This is a genomic window from Polynucleobacter sp. KF022 (assembly GCF_027924105.1).
Classification (GTDB): domain Bacteria; phylum Pseudomonadota; class Gammaproteobacteria; order Burkholderiales; family Burkholderiaceae; genus Polynucleobacter.
Window position 1 is genome coordinate 713,223 of the sequence record NZ_AP026972.1, and the last position, 16,799, is coordinate 730,021.

At 45.6% G+C, this 16,799-nt stretch carries 16 protein-coding genes and 1 tRNA gene; 11 read left to right on the forward strand and 6 right to left on the reverse strand.

The genetic code is table 11. The annotated features are described in order from the left end of the window. The first annotated feature begins 42 nt into the window (after positions 1 to 42). The 3 genes from PKF022_RS03760 to PKF022_RS03770 all read left to right on the forward strand — a co-directional run bounded on the left by PKF022_RS03760 (position 43) and on the right by PKF022_RS03770 (position 4,216). Positions 43 to 1,383, forward strand: coding sequence for an adenylosuccinate synthase (locus PKF022_RS03760; RefSeq protein ID WP_281777274.1), 1,341 nt, complete (start codon positions 43 to 45; stop codon positions 1,381 to 1,383). Positions 1,384 to 1,438: 55 nt separating this feature from the next. After that, positions 1,439 to 3,652 (forward strand): malate synthase G, encoded by a 2,214-nt coding sequence (locus tag PKF022_RS03765; RefSeq protein ID WP_281777275.1) that lies wholly within the window; start codon positions 1,439 to 1,441, stop codon positions 3,650 to 3,652. A 69-nt stretch (positions 3,653 to 3,721) separates the two neighbouring features. Then, the gene (locus PKF022_RS03770) at positions 3,722 to 4,216 is read left to right on the forward strand and encodes a hypothetical protein (RefSeq protein WP_281777276.1); all 495 of its coding nucleotides are present in this window, start codon (positions 3,722 to 3,724) and stop codon (positions 4,214 to 4,216) included. Here PKF022_RS03770 and PKF022_RS03775 read toward each other — a convergent pair. After that, positions 4,203 to 4,718, reverse strand: a complete 516-nt coding sequence (locus PKF022_RS03775; protein WP_281777277.1) for a hypothetical protein — start codon at positions 4,716 to 4,718, stop codon at positions 4,203 to 4,205. The genes PKF022_RS03770 and PKF022_RS03775 overlap by 14 nt on opposite strands. A gap of 91 nt (positions 4,719 to 4,809) precedes the next feature. Here PKF022_RS03775 and PKF022_RS03780 point away from each other — a divergent pair, with 91 nt between their 5' ends. Genes PKF022_RS03780 through PKF022_RS03795 form a run of 4 tightly spaced genes read left to right on the forward strand, consistent with a single transcriptional unit; the run spans position 4,810 to position 8,071 of the window. Next, positions 4,810 to 6,042 (forward strand): MFS transporter, encoded by a 1,233-nt coding sequence (locus PKF022_RS03780; RefSeq protein ID WP_281777278.1) that lies wholly within the window; start codon positions 4,810 to 4,812, stop codon positions 6,040 to 6,042. Between the two features lie 9 nt (positions 6,043 to 6,051). Further along, positions 6,052 to 6,738: a dienelactone hydrolase family protein gene (locus tag PKF022_RS03785; RefSeq protein ID WP_281777279.1), complete on the forward strand. Its 687-nt coding sequence runs from the start codon at positions 6,052 to 6,054 to the stop codon at positions 6,736 to 6,738. Between the two features lie 5 nt (positions 6,739 to 6,743). Further along, positions 6,744 to 7,553, forward strand: a complete 810-nt coding sequence (locus PKF022_RS03790; protein WP_281777280.1) for a DUF4239 domain-containing protein — start codon at positions 6,744 to 6,746, stop codon at positions 7,551 to 7,553. Then, positions 7,553 to 8,071, forward strand: a complete 519-nt coding sequence (locus PKF022_RS03795; protein ID WP_281777281.1) for a hypothetical protein — start codon at positions 7,553 to 7,555, stop codon at positions 8,069 to 8,071. Before PKF022_RS03790 ends, PKF022_RS03795 begins: the two co-directional genes overlap by 1 nt. Here PKF022_RS03795 and PKF022_RS03800 read toward each other — a convergent pair. Together PKF022_RS03800 and PKF022_RS03805 are read right to left on the reverse strand one after the other, a co-directional pair. Beyond that, positions 8,057 to 9,367 (reverse strand): APC family permease, encoded by a 1,311-nt coding sequence (locus PKF022_RS03800; RefSeq protein WP_281777282.1) that lies wholly within the window; start codon positions 9,365 to 9,367, stop codon positions 8,057 to 8,059. The two genes, PKF022_RS03795 and PKF022_RS03800, sit on opposite strands and share 15 nt — an antisense overlap. Positions 9,368 to 9,458: 91 nt before the next feature. Beyond that, positions 9,459 to 9,545 (reverse strand) — tRNA-Leu (locus tag PKF022_RS03805). A 155-nt stretch (positions 9,546 to 9,700) separates the two neighbouring features. Between PKF022_RS03805 and rnr the strand changes: the two genes are divergently transcribed. From rnr to PKF022_RS03820, 3 genes are read left to right on the forward strand one after another with little or no spacing between them, the layout of a single operon-like run. Continuing rightward, positions 9,701 to 12,082, forward strand: a complete 2,382-nt coding sequence (gene rnr / locus PKF022_RS03810; RefSeq protein WP_281777283.1) for a ribonuclease R — start codon at positions 9,701 to 9,703, stop codon at positions 12,080 to 12,082. 35 nt (positions 12,083 to 12,117) lie between these two features. Beyond that, complete coding sequence (gene rlmB / locus PKF022_RS03815; protein ID WP_281777284.1) at positions 12,118 to 12,885, forward strand: 23S rRNA (guanosine(2251)-2'-O)-methyltransferase RlmB; 768 nt, start codon at positions 12,118 to 12,120, stop codon at positions 12,883 to 12,885. Positions 12,886 to 12,900: 15 nt separating this feature from the next. Beyond that, entirely contained in the window at positions 12,901 to 13,086 is a 186-nt protein-coding gene (locus PKF022_RS03820; RefSeq protein ID WP_068321183.1) for a DUF2892 domain-containing protein, read from the forward strand. A 28-nt stretch (positions 13,087 to 13,114) separates the two neighbouring features. On the opposite strand, the gene tal is transcribed toward PKF022_RS03820, so the two are convergent. Continuing rightward, positions 13,115 to 14,092, reverse strand: coding sequence for a transaldolase (gene tal / locus PKF022_RS03825; RefSeq protein WP_281777285.1), 978 nt, complete (start codon positions 14,090 to 14,092; stop codon positions 13,115 to 13,117). A 93-nt stretch (positions 14,093 to 14,185) separates the two neighbouring features. Between tal and rpiA the strand changes: the two genes are divergently transcribed. Then, entirely contained in the window at positions 14,186 to 14,896 is a 711-nt protein-coding gene (gene rpiA, locus PKF022_RS03830) for a ribose-5-phosphate isomerase RpiA (protein ID WP_281777286.1), read from the forward strand. A 223-nt stretch (positions 14,897 to 15,119) separates the two neighbouring features. Here rpiA and PKF022_RS03835 read toward each other — a convergent pair whose 3' ends face one another. Both PKF022_RS03835 and argA read right to left on the reverse strand, forming a co-directional pair. Continuing rightward, the gene (locus PKF022_RS03835) at positions 15,120 to 15,395 is read right to left on the reverse strand and encodes an oxidative damage protection protein (protein ID WP_281777287.1); all 276 of its coding nucleotides are present in this window, start codon (positions 15,393 to 15,395) and stop codon (positions 15,120 to 15,122) included. A gap of 30 nt (positions 15,396 to 15,425) precedes the next feature. Further along, entirely contained in the window at positions 15,426 to 16,790 is a 1,365-nt protein-coding gene (gene argA / locus PKF022_RS03840; RefSeq protein WP_281777288.1) for an amino-acid N-acetyltransferase, read from the reverse strand. Positions 16,791 to 16,799: the final 9 nt, after the last annotated feature.

Genomic DNA, 16,799 nt, shown 5'->3' on the forward strand with positions numbered 1-16,799 from the left:
AACAGTTAACTTATTTTGTAATTATCTTTTTGGATTTTCATTATGTCTTCAAAGCAGCAAGCTAAAGGTCGTAACGTAGTTGTCATTGGCACCCAGTGGGGTGATGAAGGCAAAGGTAAGGTGGTAGATTGGTTAACTGATCATGCTCAAGCAGTTGTTCGCTTTCAGGGTGGACACAATGCTGGTCACACACTCATTGTTGGTGATAAGAAAACCATTCTGCGTTTGATTCCATCCGGCATCATGCATAAGACTGTTATTTGCTATATCGGCAATGGCGTTGTCCTTTCTCCGGAAGCGCTCTTTAAAGAGATTGGTGAACTAGAGGCTGCAGGCTTAGACGTTCAGTCTCGCCTGAAGATTTCTGAAGCGACTACATTGATTCTTCCATACCACGTGGCAATCGACCATGCTCGCGAGAAGAAGCGTGGCGAAGCCAAGATTGGCACTACTGGACGCGGTATTGGTCCAGCTTACGAAGATAAAGTGGCGCGTCGTGCACTGCGCGTGCAAGATCTGTTCTACCCAGAAAAATTTGCCGAGCAGTTACGTGAAAACTTGGAATATCACAATTTCATGCTGACGAATTACTACGGCGCAGAGCCGGTCAATTATGAAAAGATATTAGCAGAAGCGATGTCTTACGCTGAACGCATCAAGCCTATGGTGGTAGATGTCTCCAGCGCTTTGTATGCTGCTGAACAAGCTGGCCAAAATCTGTTGTTTGAGGGTGCACAGGGTACTTTGCTCGACATCGATCACGGTACTTATCCTTATGTCACTTCAAGTAACTGTGTAGCAGGTAATGCTGCTGCGGGTTCAGGTGTTGGACCAGATTCATTGCAATATATCTTGGGCATTACCAAAGCCTATTGCACACGCGTTGGTGCGGGCCCATTCCCAAGCGAACTCTATGACCATGACAATCCTGCGAAGCAAGATCCAATCGGTATTCGTTTGGCTGAGGTAGGTAAAGAATTTGGTTCTGTCACTGGCCGTCCACGCCGTACTGGTTGGTTAGACGCTGCTGCATTGAAGCGTTCCATTCAGATCAACGGCTTATCTGGACTTTGCATCACTAAACTAGATGTTCTAGATGGCTTAGAAACTATTCGTTTATGTGTGGGCTACACCTTAGACGGCAAAAAATTGGATGTATTGCCACGTGGCGCCGAAGCTGTCGCTCGCTGTGAGCCAATTTATGAAGACTTCCCGGGTTGGAAGGGCACAACCTTTGGAATTCGTGAGTGGAGCAAGCTACCGGTTGAGGCACAAAACTTCCTGCGACGTATTGAGGAAGTTGCTGGCAAGCCGATCGCTATGGTTTCTACTGGACCAGAGCGTGATGAAACCATTCTCCTCCAACATCCTTTTCAGGATTGATGGAAAATAATTTATTCACCTTAATTTATTAACTTTTGTTTAAGAAGATAACAACATGACTGCGCGTACTACCTGTAATAGCCTTCAAGTGGCAACCCCTTTATACCGATTTATTGAAGACAAAGTACTTCCTGGTACTGGTATTAAGAGTGCTGATTTTTGGAAGGGCTTTGATGAGATCGTTAAAGATCTCACGCCAAAAAATGAGGCTTTACTTGCCAAGCGTGATCGCATTCAGGCAGATTTAGATAAATGGCACCAAGCCAATCCAGGCCCAATCACCGATATGCCTGCATACCGCAAGTTCCTGAAGGAGATTGATTACTTAGTTGATGTACCAGGAAAAATTACTGCAACTACTAAGAACGTGGATGATGAGTTGGCTCTTCAGGCTGGTCCTCAGCTGGTAGTTCCAGTTCTCAATGCGCGTTATGCGTTAAATGCTGCTAATGCACGTTGGGGCTCCCTGTATGACGCTCTTTATGGCACGGACGTTCTCTCTGAAGAAGACGGCGCCACCAAGACTGGTGCTTACAATCCAATTCGTGGCGCTAAGGTAGTTGCTTATGCACGTAACTTCTTGGATCAAGCTGCACCATTGGTCAAAGGCTCGCACCGCGACTCTGTTGCCTACACAGTTGATGGCAATAAGTTGGCTGTCAAATTAAAGGATGGCACAACAACTGGTTTAGTTGACGAGAAGCAATTTGTTGGTTATCAAGGCGAGGCTTCAGCACCAAGTTCAATCCTCTTGCGTAATAACGGCATTCATATTGATATCGAAATCAATAAGAGCAAAACGATTGGCGCAAGTGACCCTGCAGGCATCAACGATGTTGTACTGGAAGCAGCGCTATCCACTATTTTGGATTTGGAAGACTCTATTGCTGCAGTAGATGGCGATGACAAAGTGGTTGCCTATGAAAACTGGTTAGGCATCCTCAAAGGAACTTTGGTTGAGGAAGTGAAGAAGGGTGATAAGACGATTACTCGTGCACTCAACCCTGACCGTAAATACAAGGCTGGCATTGGTGCTGTTGATGCCAAAGATGGCATCGTTACATTGCATGGCCGTTCACTCTTATTCCTCCGTAACGTTGGGCACTTAATGACTAACCCAGCCATTATTACTGGCGAAGGCAAAGAGATTTACGAGGGTATCTTAGATGCAGTGGTGACTGTATTGATCGCTTTATATGACATTAATCGGCCAGCAAGCCAAGCAATTGGTAATACTCGCAAAGGTTCTGTTTATATCGTGAAGCCAAAAATGCATAGCCCAGAAGAAGTGGCTTTTGCAGGCGAACTCTTTGGACGTGTTGAAAAGCTGCTTGGCTTACCAGCGGACACAGTCAAGTTAGGCATCATGGACGAAGAGCGTCGCATGAGTGCAAACATCAAGGCGGCGATTGCTGCAGCTGGTGCGCGCGTTGCCTTTATTAATACCGGTTTCTTAGATCGCACTGGTGATGAAATGCACACAGCGATGTACGCAGGTCCAATGATGCGCAAAGGCGATATGAAAACCAGCAAGTGGTTGTCTGCTTATGAGCGTCGTAACGTATTTGCTGGCTTGGATTGTGGCTTACGTGGTCGTGCTCAAATCGGTAAGGGTATGTGGGCAATGCCAGACATGATGAAAGCTATGGTTGAGCAGAAGATTGTTCATCCAAAAGCAGGAGCAAATACTGCTTGGGTTCCATCTCCAACAGCTGCTACCTTGCATGCACTTCATTACCATCAAGTTAACGTAGCTGAGCTCCAAAAAGAAATGGAAAAGCTCGATACTCAAGCAGAAGCAGAAGCCCTAATCAACGATTTGTTGACTATTCCAGTGGTTGAAAAAGCAAACTGGTCTAAAGAAGAAATTCAGCAAGAATTAGACAATAACTGCCAAGGAATCTTGGGCTATGTGGTTCGTTGGATTGATCAAGGCGTAGGTTGCTCTAAGGTGCCGGATATTCATAACGTCGGTTTGATGGAAGATCGTGCTACTTTGCGTATTTCTAGCCAGCATATTGCTAACTGGTTACTGAACGGCATTGTGACTGCTGACCAAGTGAATGAAACTTTGCAGCGTATGGCTAAAGTGGTAGATGGCCAAAACGCTGACGATCCTTTGTATAAGCCAATGATGCCAAACTACAAAGATTCTTATGCTTATAAGGCAGCTAGTGATTTGATTTTCAAAGGTCTTGAGCAGCCTAATGGCTACACTGAGCCTTTGTTGCATGCATGGCGTTTGGAAGTCAAAAAAGCGAACGCTTAATACTACTTAGACCTCAGATAAGAATGGATTTGCCTACAAAGCAAATCCATTTTTTATTAGCCCATAACTATGTTTGGATTTCTGAATCCCTTTTCTAAGTCCCACTCTAGGTTCTTATTTCAACTAAATGATGGTGGTCGGGAGGCTGCTGGGTTTAAAGGTGGAGCAAGTGATTGCGTCGTGAGATCAATTGCTATTGCTGCAGACCTGCCTTACATCCAAGTCTATGAAGATCTAAGACTTGCTAACGAGAGATACGCACAACTCAAAAATGATCGTCTTGCGAAAAGATTGGCCATCAAAGGAGCGTCCCCTAGAAACGGTAATCATCGCAACGTCTTTCATGATTACATCCTAGCTCAGGGGTTTGACTGGGTTCCAACGATGAGGGTGGGGGTCGGCTGTCAGGTTCACCTTTGCCCTGATGAGTTACCTGCTGGCGTGATGATAGCCAAGGTTTCTAAGCACCTCACCGCCATTATTGATGGCGTCATTCATGATACGCACGATCCTTCCCGAGGTGGGAAGCGTTGTGTCTATGGATACTATATTAAGAGACGCTAGGATCCGTTTGATGGTGCTTGAGATTCCAAGCTGCTTTATATGAATTAGTCATCCCAATCATGGTGGAAGTAGTCCAGGCTACCGCAAATAATCCCGAGAAAGAAATGAAGAAGGCGAGACTTTTCCAGCCGGCCGGCAAAATATCCTCAATAAAGCCAACGGTGGTGTAGCAACTACCCACGAAAAGTAGGGTCTGAACACCATCATTCATGATGCCAAGTGTCATCACATAAAGAGACCAAATAACAATTTCGCTAATGTGAATCAAAGCAATAAAGAAAAAGGACGCGTAAAAATGAAAAAACACGCGGTTATATTGCTTTAGTTTTAGATTTCCAATGGTCAATCTTTCAAATCGCAGCATGATGTAGTTAATCGAGCTGCCATGAAAGAGAAGGATAAGGAGTAGACCAAAAACTCCATAAAAAGTATCTCTGATTAGCAGTAGAAGCGGTATGCCGCCTATTGATGCTTGGGTAATGACTTCAGTAGAAATGGACATAAGTTAGGCGAATTTCATTTGGTTTAAGGGTGGGCAAGTTTCCTTATCAGGGTTGATAATGTCATATTGATTAAGCCATGTAAAGCAACCTTTGAATATCGCCGTCCATACCACTGAAGCCAAGAAGCGAGAACGCTTCTTTTTGTTTTCATTGGCAGGCATTCAGTTCACCCATATCCTGGACTTCATGATCATGATGCCATTGGGCCCTGAGTTTATTCGGGAGCTTAATATCAATACGCATCAATTTGGCTTATTGCTTTCTTCCTATACTTTTGCAGCAGCAGCAGCGGGTATCTTTGCTACCTACTATGTAGATCGATTTGAGCGTAGACAGCTCTTATTAAGCCTGTATGCCCTTTTTATTATTGCTACTTTTGCTTGTGGTCTAGCGCCCAACTACGAAGCACTTTTTATTGCTAGGGCATTTGCCGGTGCTTTCGGGGGCATCCTAGGATCCTTGGTCCAAACTATCGTGGCTGACTCCATACCGTTCGAGCGCAGAGGGAAGGCATTGGGAACAGTGATGGCGGCATTTTCGGTATCAACCGTAGCCGGAGTTCCGCTGGGATTATTTCTTGCAAACCACATACCAAGTTTAGGTTGGCGTGCGCCGTTTTTCTTTATTGCATTGATCTCCGCTCTCATTCTTTATCTGGGATATCGAAACATTCCGAAGATTGCAGGGCACTTAGATCACATCCATGAGGGTAGTCGACTAAGTCAAATCATGAAGATTTTGACTGCACCTCAAAATATCAAAGCTTTCGTATTTATGGCGCTCATTATGATTACCGGCTTCTCAGTGATTCCATATATTGCGCTGTATTTAACATCTAATGTGGGCATTAGTAACTCTTATATTTCATTGATCTACTTGTGTGGCGGCATCGCTACTCTGATGAGCTCTCGTTTTATTGGGCACATGGCCGATAAGTATGGGAAGGTGGCTGTATTTCGAGTGCTGGCCATTATTAGTTTGATACCGCTTCTTGTGACAACGAACTTGCCGGTTACGCCTTTATGGATCGTACTGATTAATTCAACTGCATTCTTCATCTTGGTATCTGGCCGCATGATCCCTGCAATGGCCATGGTTAGCCAGGTAGTTGAAAGCAAGATTCGTGGCACCTTTATGAGTTTGGTCGGTTCAGTGCAAATGCTGTCTTCAGGTATAGCCTCGGTTCTGGCTGGCTGGATAGTCACTATTGGCCCGGATGGCATGATGCAGCACTACAACTTGGTGGGCTATGGCGCGGCAATTTGTGGGTTGCTTACATTTTGGCTGGTAGGATATATTCATTCTGATACGAAAAAAGCATAAGGAGACCTCATGATTGAATTTAAAAGACCTGATGGACAAACTGTAAAAGGCTACCTTGCTGAGCCAGTCGATAAATCCAATGCTCCTGGAGTTGTTGTCATTCAGGAGTGGTGGGGTCTTGATGATGAGGTCAAGGCGGTAGCTGATCGCCTTGCAAATGCTGGATATAGAGCATTGGTGCCCGATCTCTATCGCGGTAAATTAGCGATTGAAGCAAATGAGGCAGAGCATCTGATGGGTGATCTTAATTTTGGTGATGCTGCTGGGCAAGATATTCGCGGTGCTGTTCAATACTTAAAAGCTACTGGTAGCGGGAAAGTTGCAGTAACGGGTTTTTGTATGGGCGGCGCATTAACCATCTTGGCCGCCTGTAATGTACCGGAGCTGGATGGCTCGATAGTTTGGTACGGAAACCCTCCTTTAGAGTACGTTGATGCAAAAGCGATTACAAAGCCGATGTTAGGGCACTGGGCTATGCATGATGAGTTTTTCCCAATCGCTGGAGTCGATCAACTTGAAGAGAAGTTAAAGCAGGCAGGCGTGAACTATGAGTTTCATCGCTATGACACTAAGCATGCCTTTGCCAATCCTAAATCGGATACACGTGGTCTAGCGCCTCTGAAGTACAGCGAGGAAGCTGCCCAGTTGGCCTGGGATCGTACATTTACTTTCTTAAAAAAATATATTAATAACTAGGCAATATGAAACAGCGAGTTCGTGAAGATAAGTTTTTCAATTGGATTTATACAAAAAGTAATATCCAAATATTATTAATACTGGTCCTCTTTTTTGTGACCATGTTGGATATATTGCCGCGCCTATTGCAATGCATCCCTATTTTTGCTCCAACTCAAGACAGCACCCGATTGGGCTTGGGTTTATTTGGATCGATCATTACCTTAAGTGGTTTGTTAATTGGTTTTTTGCTCAATCAAGCGCAAACCAATTTTCGTGAGGTCCAAACTTTAGTTTCACAGGAAGCGGGGCGTATTAATAACTTAGATCGTTTACTGACCCGTTTTGGCGATCCAGCCATTGCGCCTATTCGTGCTGAGCTATTTGCGTATATGAATTCGATTGTTCATGATGAATGGCCTTTGCTACAAAAGGGCGAAGGCAGCCCTAAGACACACATGCTTTGGCGCAGTATTTCTCGTAATCTGATGGCGATTGAGCCGCACACCAATCGGCAAACGGCCATGTATACCGACATCATTAAGAAATCAGAAGAGGTGGCCGAGAGCAGAGAAGCCCGTATTGAGCGTTCAAGTATTCGCTTGCCTGGTTTGTTTTGGGTGGTTATTCTGATTTGTATGTTCGCCCTCATGGGGACTAACACTTTATTTCTGCCATCAGATTCTTTTTTCTTTGGCCTCAAGATTTTGCCGGTAACTTTAGGGGCCTTAATCTCGCTCTTGGTGATAACAGATCAGCCATTTAAAGGGCAAAACTCAGTTCAACCTGATGCCTTCTATAAAATTATTGAATCCATTAAAACTCGTAAAGAGTAATGTCTCATTTAACTGTTATGCACTTATTTTCTGAAAATCTTGCTGTAGAAATTTCTACCTATTACCGTAACTTGGCCTTGGGGCATGGAGTAGTACCCAAGGTATTTACTTTGGTAAACAGCGAGGGTGATCAATACCTTTTCTTTATTGATGATCTTCCCTTTGAAAAAGAGGAAGAAAAGAATCAGTTTCTTGCCTACATTGTGCAAGAGCATGATGCTGTTAGTTATGCTCGCGGAACCTTAGTGATTGTTGAAAAAAATCAGCAGTACATTGAGTTTGCTGTGGTTGACAAAGATGATGCTGATGCCATTGTCTGCTCGGCAGAGTTAACAAGGGATATGGACGATAAGCCAATTGGCTTGGGTGAGTTTGAGAAGACCCTGGTAAAGAAGGGCTCAATCATTTTTGGCCATCTTTTTGAGCCGATCCAGTTTTCCGAGGAAAAGACCGAAGATTTTCAGAGTCTTTGGATCGAAATGAAAGCAAAAATCCTACACCGCTCAATGGGGCTTTAATAGCCCTCTGAGATATTTGCGGGAAATGGCTTCAGCAGAAAAGCATCCACATAAAGCAATCACTAGTGCAATTGCGCTACCTGGAGCACTTTCAACAACATTGATAAATAAAGTAGTAAACAAACCTAGATTAATGATGATTGCGGCCCAGAGTGGCCATAGCTTTGCACCAGTTTGCTGGCGAACTCGAATGTGCCCAAAGGTAATCGCCGCATAGACTAATAAAAAAGCAAGACTTGCCATTTTTCCAACCACTTCTAGTGGGAATACCAATACCAAGGCAATGACCAAGATAGTGGATATGGTTAAAGAGCGTGAGTCTGTTGTTAAGACGGACTCCCCAAGTACTTTTGAGATTGAGCTCTTGTTGGCCATGTCTGCAGCAATGTTAGATGCAGCAAAGATAGTGGCATTCAGTGCGGCAGCGCAAGCCAAGAGCGCTGATGCGCCTATGACAACAAAGCCTGTCTTGCCGGCCACGATTTTGGCGGCATCCGCCAAAACATGTCCGTTATAGGCTGCCATTTGAGCGGGGGAGAGCAGCAATATGGCTGCAGTACTCACCAAGAAATAAGCAATGGTTACTAGAATGAGGGCTGAAAACATAGCCAGTGGCAGCTCTTTTCTAGGCTCTTGCATGGCATTAGAGGAATTGGTCACTACACCAAAGCCTTGGTAGTTTATGTACAAAATACCAGTCGCAATAGCAATGCCATTGATAGACCAGCTCGACATCTTAAATGCGCCAATATCAGCAACATGAATACCATCTACTGAAAAGAGTAGAAGGGCAATCGTTACAAAGCCAATAGCTAATGCCTCTGCTTTCCCAACAAAATTTGTACCAAGTAATTTAATCCCGGCACAAAAAATCACTATGCCAGCGCCAACAAGCTGTATCTCCACAGGAGATAAATTACCACCAAGCAAGGTATTGGCGTATTCAGAGAAGCCGGCAGCGTAAAGAGCAGCAGCAATAAGATAGGCTATGAATTGAAATATATTGAGGCCGCCAGAAATAACGCCTGGACCAAAACTCATCACAGTGAATGTGGCAGCCCCTCCGCTACTCGGAAAAGTAGCGCCCAATTTGGCATAAGAGTAGACAGAAAATGAGGCGGCAATTGCGCCCAGCAAAAATGCCAGGGGAATATGGGATCCAGCATGAGCGCTTGCAGTGCCCAATAGGGAAAAAAGTCCGGCACCCATCATTCCACCGATACCCAGGGCGGTAGCTGATAAAAGACTAATTCCTTTATTTTTCTTGCTCGCGGTTTTAAGTAGGGCAGGATTCAATGGAAGATTGGTAATGAGAGTTAGTGGTGGGGCTCATTGATTGAGCAATAGAGCCCTATATTAAGGCTCTAATGGATGACTTTAAGCTGTTTGGTGCCCAGGAAGGGACTCGAACCCCCACAACCTTACGATCGCCAGCACCTGAAGCTGGTGCGTCTACCAATTTCGCCACCTGGGCATACCTTTATTATAGAGGGATGAGCATTTCTGGGTCATTTCTGGCCCCATCCGGCTTTTTCCCATCAGACTTGGTGGTTTGATACAGTAGCCTTATTCATAACAAAAATAGATATCACTAGATATATACAGGGCATGTATTGCCGAAGGAATTAAATGCGTAAAGCAAAAGACTTGGTGCCACGCGAGGCTGATCGTTTAGGAACAGTTCAAGGGCATCGAGATGGATTTGGATTTGTTATTCCCGATGATGGTGGCGAAGACATCTTTCTTTCAGAAAGAGAAATGTCACGCGTCATGCACGGGGATAGAGTGAATGTCAGAGTTTTAGGTACAGACCGCCGCGGTCGTCCAGAAGGTCAAATTGTAGAAGTTGTTCTGCATGCCAATAAAGTAGTTATCGGTAGACTTTTAAATGAGAACGGGGTTTTGATTGTTGCGCCGGAAGATAAGCGTATTGGTCATGACATATTGATTCCACCCAAAGGTCAGGGCAATGCCAAATTAGGCCAAGTGGTTAGTGTCGAGATTATTGATTACCCAGATAGCTATCGCCAAGCAGTTGGGCGCGTAGTAGAGGTTTTGGGTGAGATTGATGATCCGGGTATGGAAATCGAAATCGCTGTGCGTAAGTATGGTGTTCCCCATGAGTTTTCTGCCGCCGCCATGAAAGAGGCTGCTGCATTGCCGGATACGGTGCAGCAATCTGATCTGGAAGGTCGCGTTGATCTGCGTGATGTGCCATTAGTCACCATTGATGGGGCTGACGCACGAGATTTTGATGATGCGGTTTACTGTGAGCCGGTCATGTATGGCCAGACTAAGGCCTGGCGTTTGATTGTGGCGATTGCTGACGTATCTCATTACGTTAAGCCAGGTCAGCCATTGGATGATGAGGGTTTGCTGCGCGCTACCTCGGTTTACTTCCCAAGACGCGTTATTCCGATGCTGCCAGAAAAGATCTCAAATGGACTGTGCTCTCTTAATCCGGGCGTAGATCGTTTGTGTATGGTTTGCGATTCGGTTGTGGATAACAATGGCATTGTTTTGGCATATCAGTTCTACCCAGCGGTCATGCACTCAGCTCAGCGCTTTACATATGACACTGTTTGGGAGATCCTCTCTAATAGTAAAGGGCCTGAAGCAACACGTTTTGCTCAATTTCGCCCATTACTAACGAATCTCTATTCACTGTATAAGATCTTATTGTCTGCCCGCGAGAAGCGGGGCGCTATTGAGTTCGAAACGACTGAGACTCAAATCATTAGCAATGAGCTAGGCAAGATTCTGCGCATTGAGCCACGCATTCGTAATGATGCGCACCGCTTAATTGAAGAATGTATGTTGACTGCCAACGTTTGTGCTGCAGATTTCATTGATAAAAATAAGCACCTCAGCTTATATCGTGTTCACGGTGAGCCATCGGAAGAGAAGTTGGTTACTTTGCGCCAAGTTCTCAGAACCTCCGGGCTCTCATTGGGCGGCGGCGAGAAACCTAAGCCACGCGATTACGCTAAATTGATGCGTGAGATTAAAGAGCGGCCCGATGCCAATATGCTGCAGTCGGTTGTATTGCGTTCTATGCAGCAGGCGATGTACCAGCCAGATAACGAGGGCCATTTTGGCTTAGCTTATCCGGCATATTCTCACTTCACCAGCCCAATTCGTCGCTACCCTGATTTGCTAACGCATCGGGTAATTAAATCGATTCTTCAGAAAAAGCCTTATGTTCCAGTCTTGCCGCCGAAGGTACCTCTCAACCTCACTCTGCCACGCAAAGGTAAGGGTCGTGAGAATGCAGTCAATGCCAAGAAATCCCAAAGTGATGCAAAAGCAGGGGTCAAGGGCGCTAAAACACCAAAAGGTGCAAATGCAGCCCTACCAATTTGGGGGCAGCTAGGTGTTCACTGTTCATCAAATGAGCGCCGTGCGGATGAAGCTTCTCGTGATGTTGAAGCATGGCTTAAGTGTTATTACATGCGCGACCATTTGGGTCAAGAGTACGCAGGTACGGTAACTGGCGTAGCCAACTTTGGTTTATTCATTCAGTTAGAGAATTTATTTGTTGAAGGTATGGTGCACGTCACTGAGCTTGGTGGCGATTACTTTCAGTATGACGAAGCACGGCAAGAATTGCGTGGAGAGCGTACCGGTATTCGTTATCGCTTAGGTGATCGCATGCATGTATTGGTAAGTCGTGTTGATTTAGATGCTCGCAAGATTGAATTTAGCTTGGTTAAATCGGTCGGGGCAGAGCCTGGCGGATCATCTAACCGCCGTCAGCTCTTGTTAGCAACTGATACCGGAAGACCAAACAAAAAAGCGGCTTCGAAAAGAAGCCGGCCTGACAACAAAGTTCCGCAAAAACCCAGTGGCATCAATGTGAATGCCGCTAAATCTGCGGGTACATTAGGCGCTAACCAGTCTAAGAGCAAAGCAGCGCGTAAGAGCGGCAAGACCAGCAAGCCTGGAAGAACTATTGGCAAGCCTGCTGGTAGTAAACCTCCAGTTCGTAGCACCAAAGCACGCCGTAAATAAAGACGCCCTGTATAGAAATTAAGTTAGAAAAGAAAATGAAACAAATATTAGTTGGATTTCATGCAGTGCAAGCGCGATTACGAGTAGACCCAGGCAGCTTAAAGTCGGTGTACTTTGATTCTGGTCGTCGCGATAGACGCATGGGTGATTTCCTAAAACAAGCTGAAGAGATTTTAGGCGAACGTTTGCATGCAGCTGATGCTGAACGTCTTCATAAGTTAACGGGTCATGACCGTCACCAAGGCGTGGTTGCTTTGGCTGAAAAAATGACTGTTGCAAGAACCATTACTGAAGTAGTTGAAGATGCGGAGAGTGCGCAGAAGAAACCTTTATTTTTGGTGTTGGATGGTGTGACCGATCCTCATAACTTTGGAGCCTGTCTGCGCGTAGCGGATGGTGCTGGCGTAGATGCTGTTGTGATCCCTAAAGATCGTTCAGCATCCATTAATGCCACTGTAAGTAAGGTATCCAGCGGTGCGTCAGAAGTCATGCCGGTGATCACAGTTACCAACCTCGTACGCAGCATGAAAGAAATGCAAGAAGCTGGGGTTTGGCTCATTGGCACGGATGATGAAGCAACTAAGTCAATCTATGACATCGACCTTACCGGACCTATTGCAATAGTGATGGGTGCGGAAGGTGAGGGCATGCGTCGCCTCACAAAAGAAACCTGTGATGAGCTTGTACGCATCCCTATGCAAGGCGTGGTCTCGAGTTTGAATGTATCGGTTGCAAGTGGCGTATGCTTGTATGAGGCATTAAGACAGCGCCTAGCCAAAGTATCTGACAAGGCTGCCAAGTAAAACAAGGAGCTTCATATGAAATGCAATATGGGACACACAGATCGCGTTCTGCGAATGACTGTTGGCGTTACGCTAATGGGTTTGGCTGGATTTGGTATTACTGGCCCTTGGGCCTGGATAGGTGTCATCCCGCTATTAACGGGAATGATAGGTAATTGCCCAGCTTACTCAATACTTGGTATTAATACTGGCAAGAAGTAAATGGTATTAATGAATTACTCCTGGTCAATCATTTGGCCAGTAGTACCTCTAACTTCTCTGTATCCACGCAGAAGTTTCGAATACCTTCGGCTAGCTTCTCAGTTGCCATAGCGTCATTATTGAGCTGTAGGCGGAAACTGGATTCATCGAGCTTAAGGGGTGTAATACTCTCTGCCTGCAATGCGGCTTGTGCATTGGCGGGATTAAGTTTTTTCTCAACAGGCGCATTACTACCCTGAAGTTCGGCTAATAGTTCGGGGCTAATGGTTAGTAAATCCACGCCTGCCAACTCCAATATTTGGCTAGTGTTTCTGAAGCTTGCACCCATGATTTCGGTTGGGATGCCAAAGTGCTTGTAGTAATGAAAAATTCTCTTCACTGAAATCACGCCAGGATCATTTGCTCCGCCATTGGCGGTATCACTCCAGTTGGCACCAAGCTTAGCTTTATTCCAATCAGTAATGCGACCTACGAATGGAGAAATCAATTTGGCATTAGCTGCGCCACAGGCTGCTGCCTGAACTAAAGAGAAGAGCAGGGTCATATTGCAATGAATGCCTTGGGCTTCTAATTCTTTTGCGGCAGCGATGCCTTCCCATGTGCCAGCTAGCTTAATCAAAATACGCTTGCGATCAATCCCGTGAGATTCATATAGGGCAATTAAATGCTTTGCTTTTGCTACGGTACCTTTGGTATCAAATGACAGCCTAGCGTCCACTTCGGTAGATACGCGTCCTGGAACAATCTTCAAAATCTCCAGACCAAAGGCCACCAGGATGTAATCCACAAGGTCGGTCGGACTCATGCCTGGATGAGCCGCTTTTACAGCCCGCACTAAATCCTGATAATTGCTTTGCTGGGCAGCTTTCAGAATCAGCGAGGGGTTGGTAGTCGCATCCTGAGGTTGGAAGGCCTGCATGCGCTCAAAATCGCCTGTATCGGCTACAACCGTAGTCAGTTTCTTTAGCTGGTCTAACTGGCTTAATGCTGAGGCGGTGCTATTCATGGGCTTACTCAATGCTCTAAAGTGGTTATCTTGTGAATATCATATGATAGATGGATTAATTACTCAGTTCCAGTAAAGGCGTTTGATAGCTATATGAATCAAGATCAACTAAAGCAAATGGTAGGCGAGGCAGCTAGAGACGAAGTCCTCAGGTTGCCAGCCGGACAAGTTTTGGGTGTGGGCACTGGTTCCACTGCCAATTGTTTTATTGATGCGCTGGCTCCGCATAAGGATCATTTTGCTGGCACGGTATCTAGCTCTAACGCAACAACTGATCGCTTGTTAAAGCATGGCTTTAAGGTTCTTAATCCAAATGACGTACAAAGTCTTCCTGCTTACGTAGATGGCGCAGATGAAATTGATCCAGCTGGTCACATGATTAAAGGTGGTGGCGGAGCGCTCACGAGAGAAAAAATCATTGCCTCTATGGCAAAGCAATTCATTTGTATTTGCGATTCATCAAAGCAAGTACCAGTGCTAGGCAACTTTGCACTACCAGTAGAAATCATTCCTCTTGCTCAAGGTGTCGTTAGTCGTGAGCTAGAAAAGCTTGGCGGCAAGGTGACCCTGCGCTTAGCAAAAAATACTCGTGCCGATCTTAATCAAACACCAAGTGAGCCTTTTGTAACCGATAACGGTGGCTGGATCTTGGATGTTGCAGGTTTGAAGATCGCCGACCCAATTCAACTGGAAGCGCAAATCAACCAAATTGCCGGAGTAATCACCGTAGGCTTATTTGCCAAGGAAAAAGCCAATATTTTGTTGGTGAGTAACGCTGCTGGGGTAGAGCGTCTCGCTCTGTAAGAAATAAAAAACCCGACGGGGTATCCCCATCGGGTTGTTTTGCCATGGTTTGCATGGCGCAGGCACTCGGAAGGTATTTAGTTCCTTAGCCTATAAGCACATAGATGTACTTATTAAGATTGGCTTTCGCCAATGTAGCGGGGCACTATAACTGCCTCACCACGACTTCATCCTACGCTTATCTTTGGCGGTGTCAACACCCCAAATCAAGATTGAGGAATATTTATTCTGCTGGCGGCGGTACGTAACCTTGCGCTGTATCTGCACCACCTTCAAAAAAGTACTTTTCTACCTGTTTTAAGAGGTATTGGCGTGCACGCGGATCTGCCATATTGAGGCGGTTTTCATTAATCAACATGGTTTGCTGCTTTAACCAAGCGGCCCAAGCTTCTTTAGAAACTTGATTCCAAATCTTTTTACCCAGCTCTCCAGGAAGCGGGGCGAAATCCATGCCTTCAGCTTCTTTATTGAGTTTGATACATTGAACCATACGTGCCATCTGTAATGCCTTTCTAGTATTTCTTATGTCTTATAGATCTTTGGTTAAAACCATGGACTTGCGGTCCCAGTTATAAATTTGTTTTCTTTCTTCTGGCAAGTCATCGACCGATGCCCGCTTGAAGCCACGCTTTAAGAACCAATGCTCAGTTCTTGTTGTGAGAACAAATAATTTTTTAATGCCTTCTTGCTTAGCACGCATCTCAACACGCTTTAGCAGGCGCTCACCGTCACCTGATCCCTGAACATCAGGATCAACAGCGAGACAGGCCAGTTCGCCAACGCCATTTGGGAAAGGGAAGAGTGCTGCACAACCAAAGAGTACGCGGTCATGTTCAATGACGGAGAAGCGCTGAATATCGCGCTCAATGACATCTTGGCCACGAGCAGCCAGAATACCTTCTTCTTCTAAGGGCATAGTCAATTGCAGGATGCCGCCAACGTCATCTTGATTGGCTTCGCGTAAGTTCTCAATATCAGACGATGCCAACATCATGCCAATACCATCATGGGTAAAGAGTTCTTCCAGTAGGGCGCCATCTTGATTGCAAGGCAGGAAATGAACGCGGCTAACACCAGCACGAATTGCTCTACCAGCAGTATTCAATAGGCCCTTCATACCAAGATCAATATCTTTATTCTGGGAGATATATTCTTGTAGCTGCGGCATTGAGAGTTCGGTAATGAAATCACCCTCAGCATCTTTTAAGCCAGCATACGGACTTAAGAAGATGAGTTTGTCTGCTTTGAGTGCAGCAGCAGTCGATGCAGCAACATCTTCATACGCCAAGTTAAATGCTTGACCGGTTGGCGAAAAACCTAAAGGTGAAAGCAAAACAATTTTGTTGCTATCCAGAGATTGTCTAATTGAACCAGAGTCCACTTTGCGAACTAGTCCTGTATGAATGTAGTCAGTACCCTCGACAACACCTACTGGCATTGCAGTGATGAAGTTGCCAGAGATCACTGAAATGCGTGAGCCGGCCATTGGAGTATTTGGTAAACCACGACTAAAGGCTGCTTCGATATCCAAGCGTAATTCACCGGCAGCTTCTTTGACGCACTCTAGCGCGGCAGCATCGGTAATCCGGTAGCTATGCATGGCACTCTTGCCGAACTTGCTCTTGATCTTACGGAGCATGAGCTGCTCTTCAATTTGTGGACGAATGCCATGAACCAACACAATGCGCATACCCATGGCATGCAACATGGCGATATCTTCAATCAGGTTCTCAAGACCGATTTCTTGTACGAGTTCACCTGCAAAAGCAATAACAAAGGTCTTTTCGCGGAAGCTATGAATATAGGGCGCAACATCACGCAGCCACCCTACAAAAGGGAAGTTGGAGGTCGTTTCTTCGGCCAATGAGGCCTGGTTTGGTGCATTTGTCGGCATAGTGAGAAA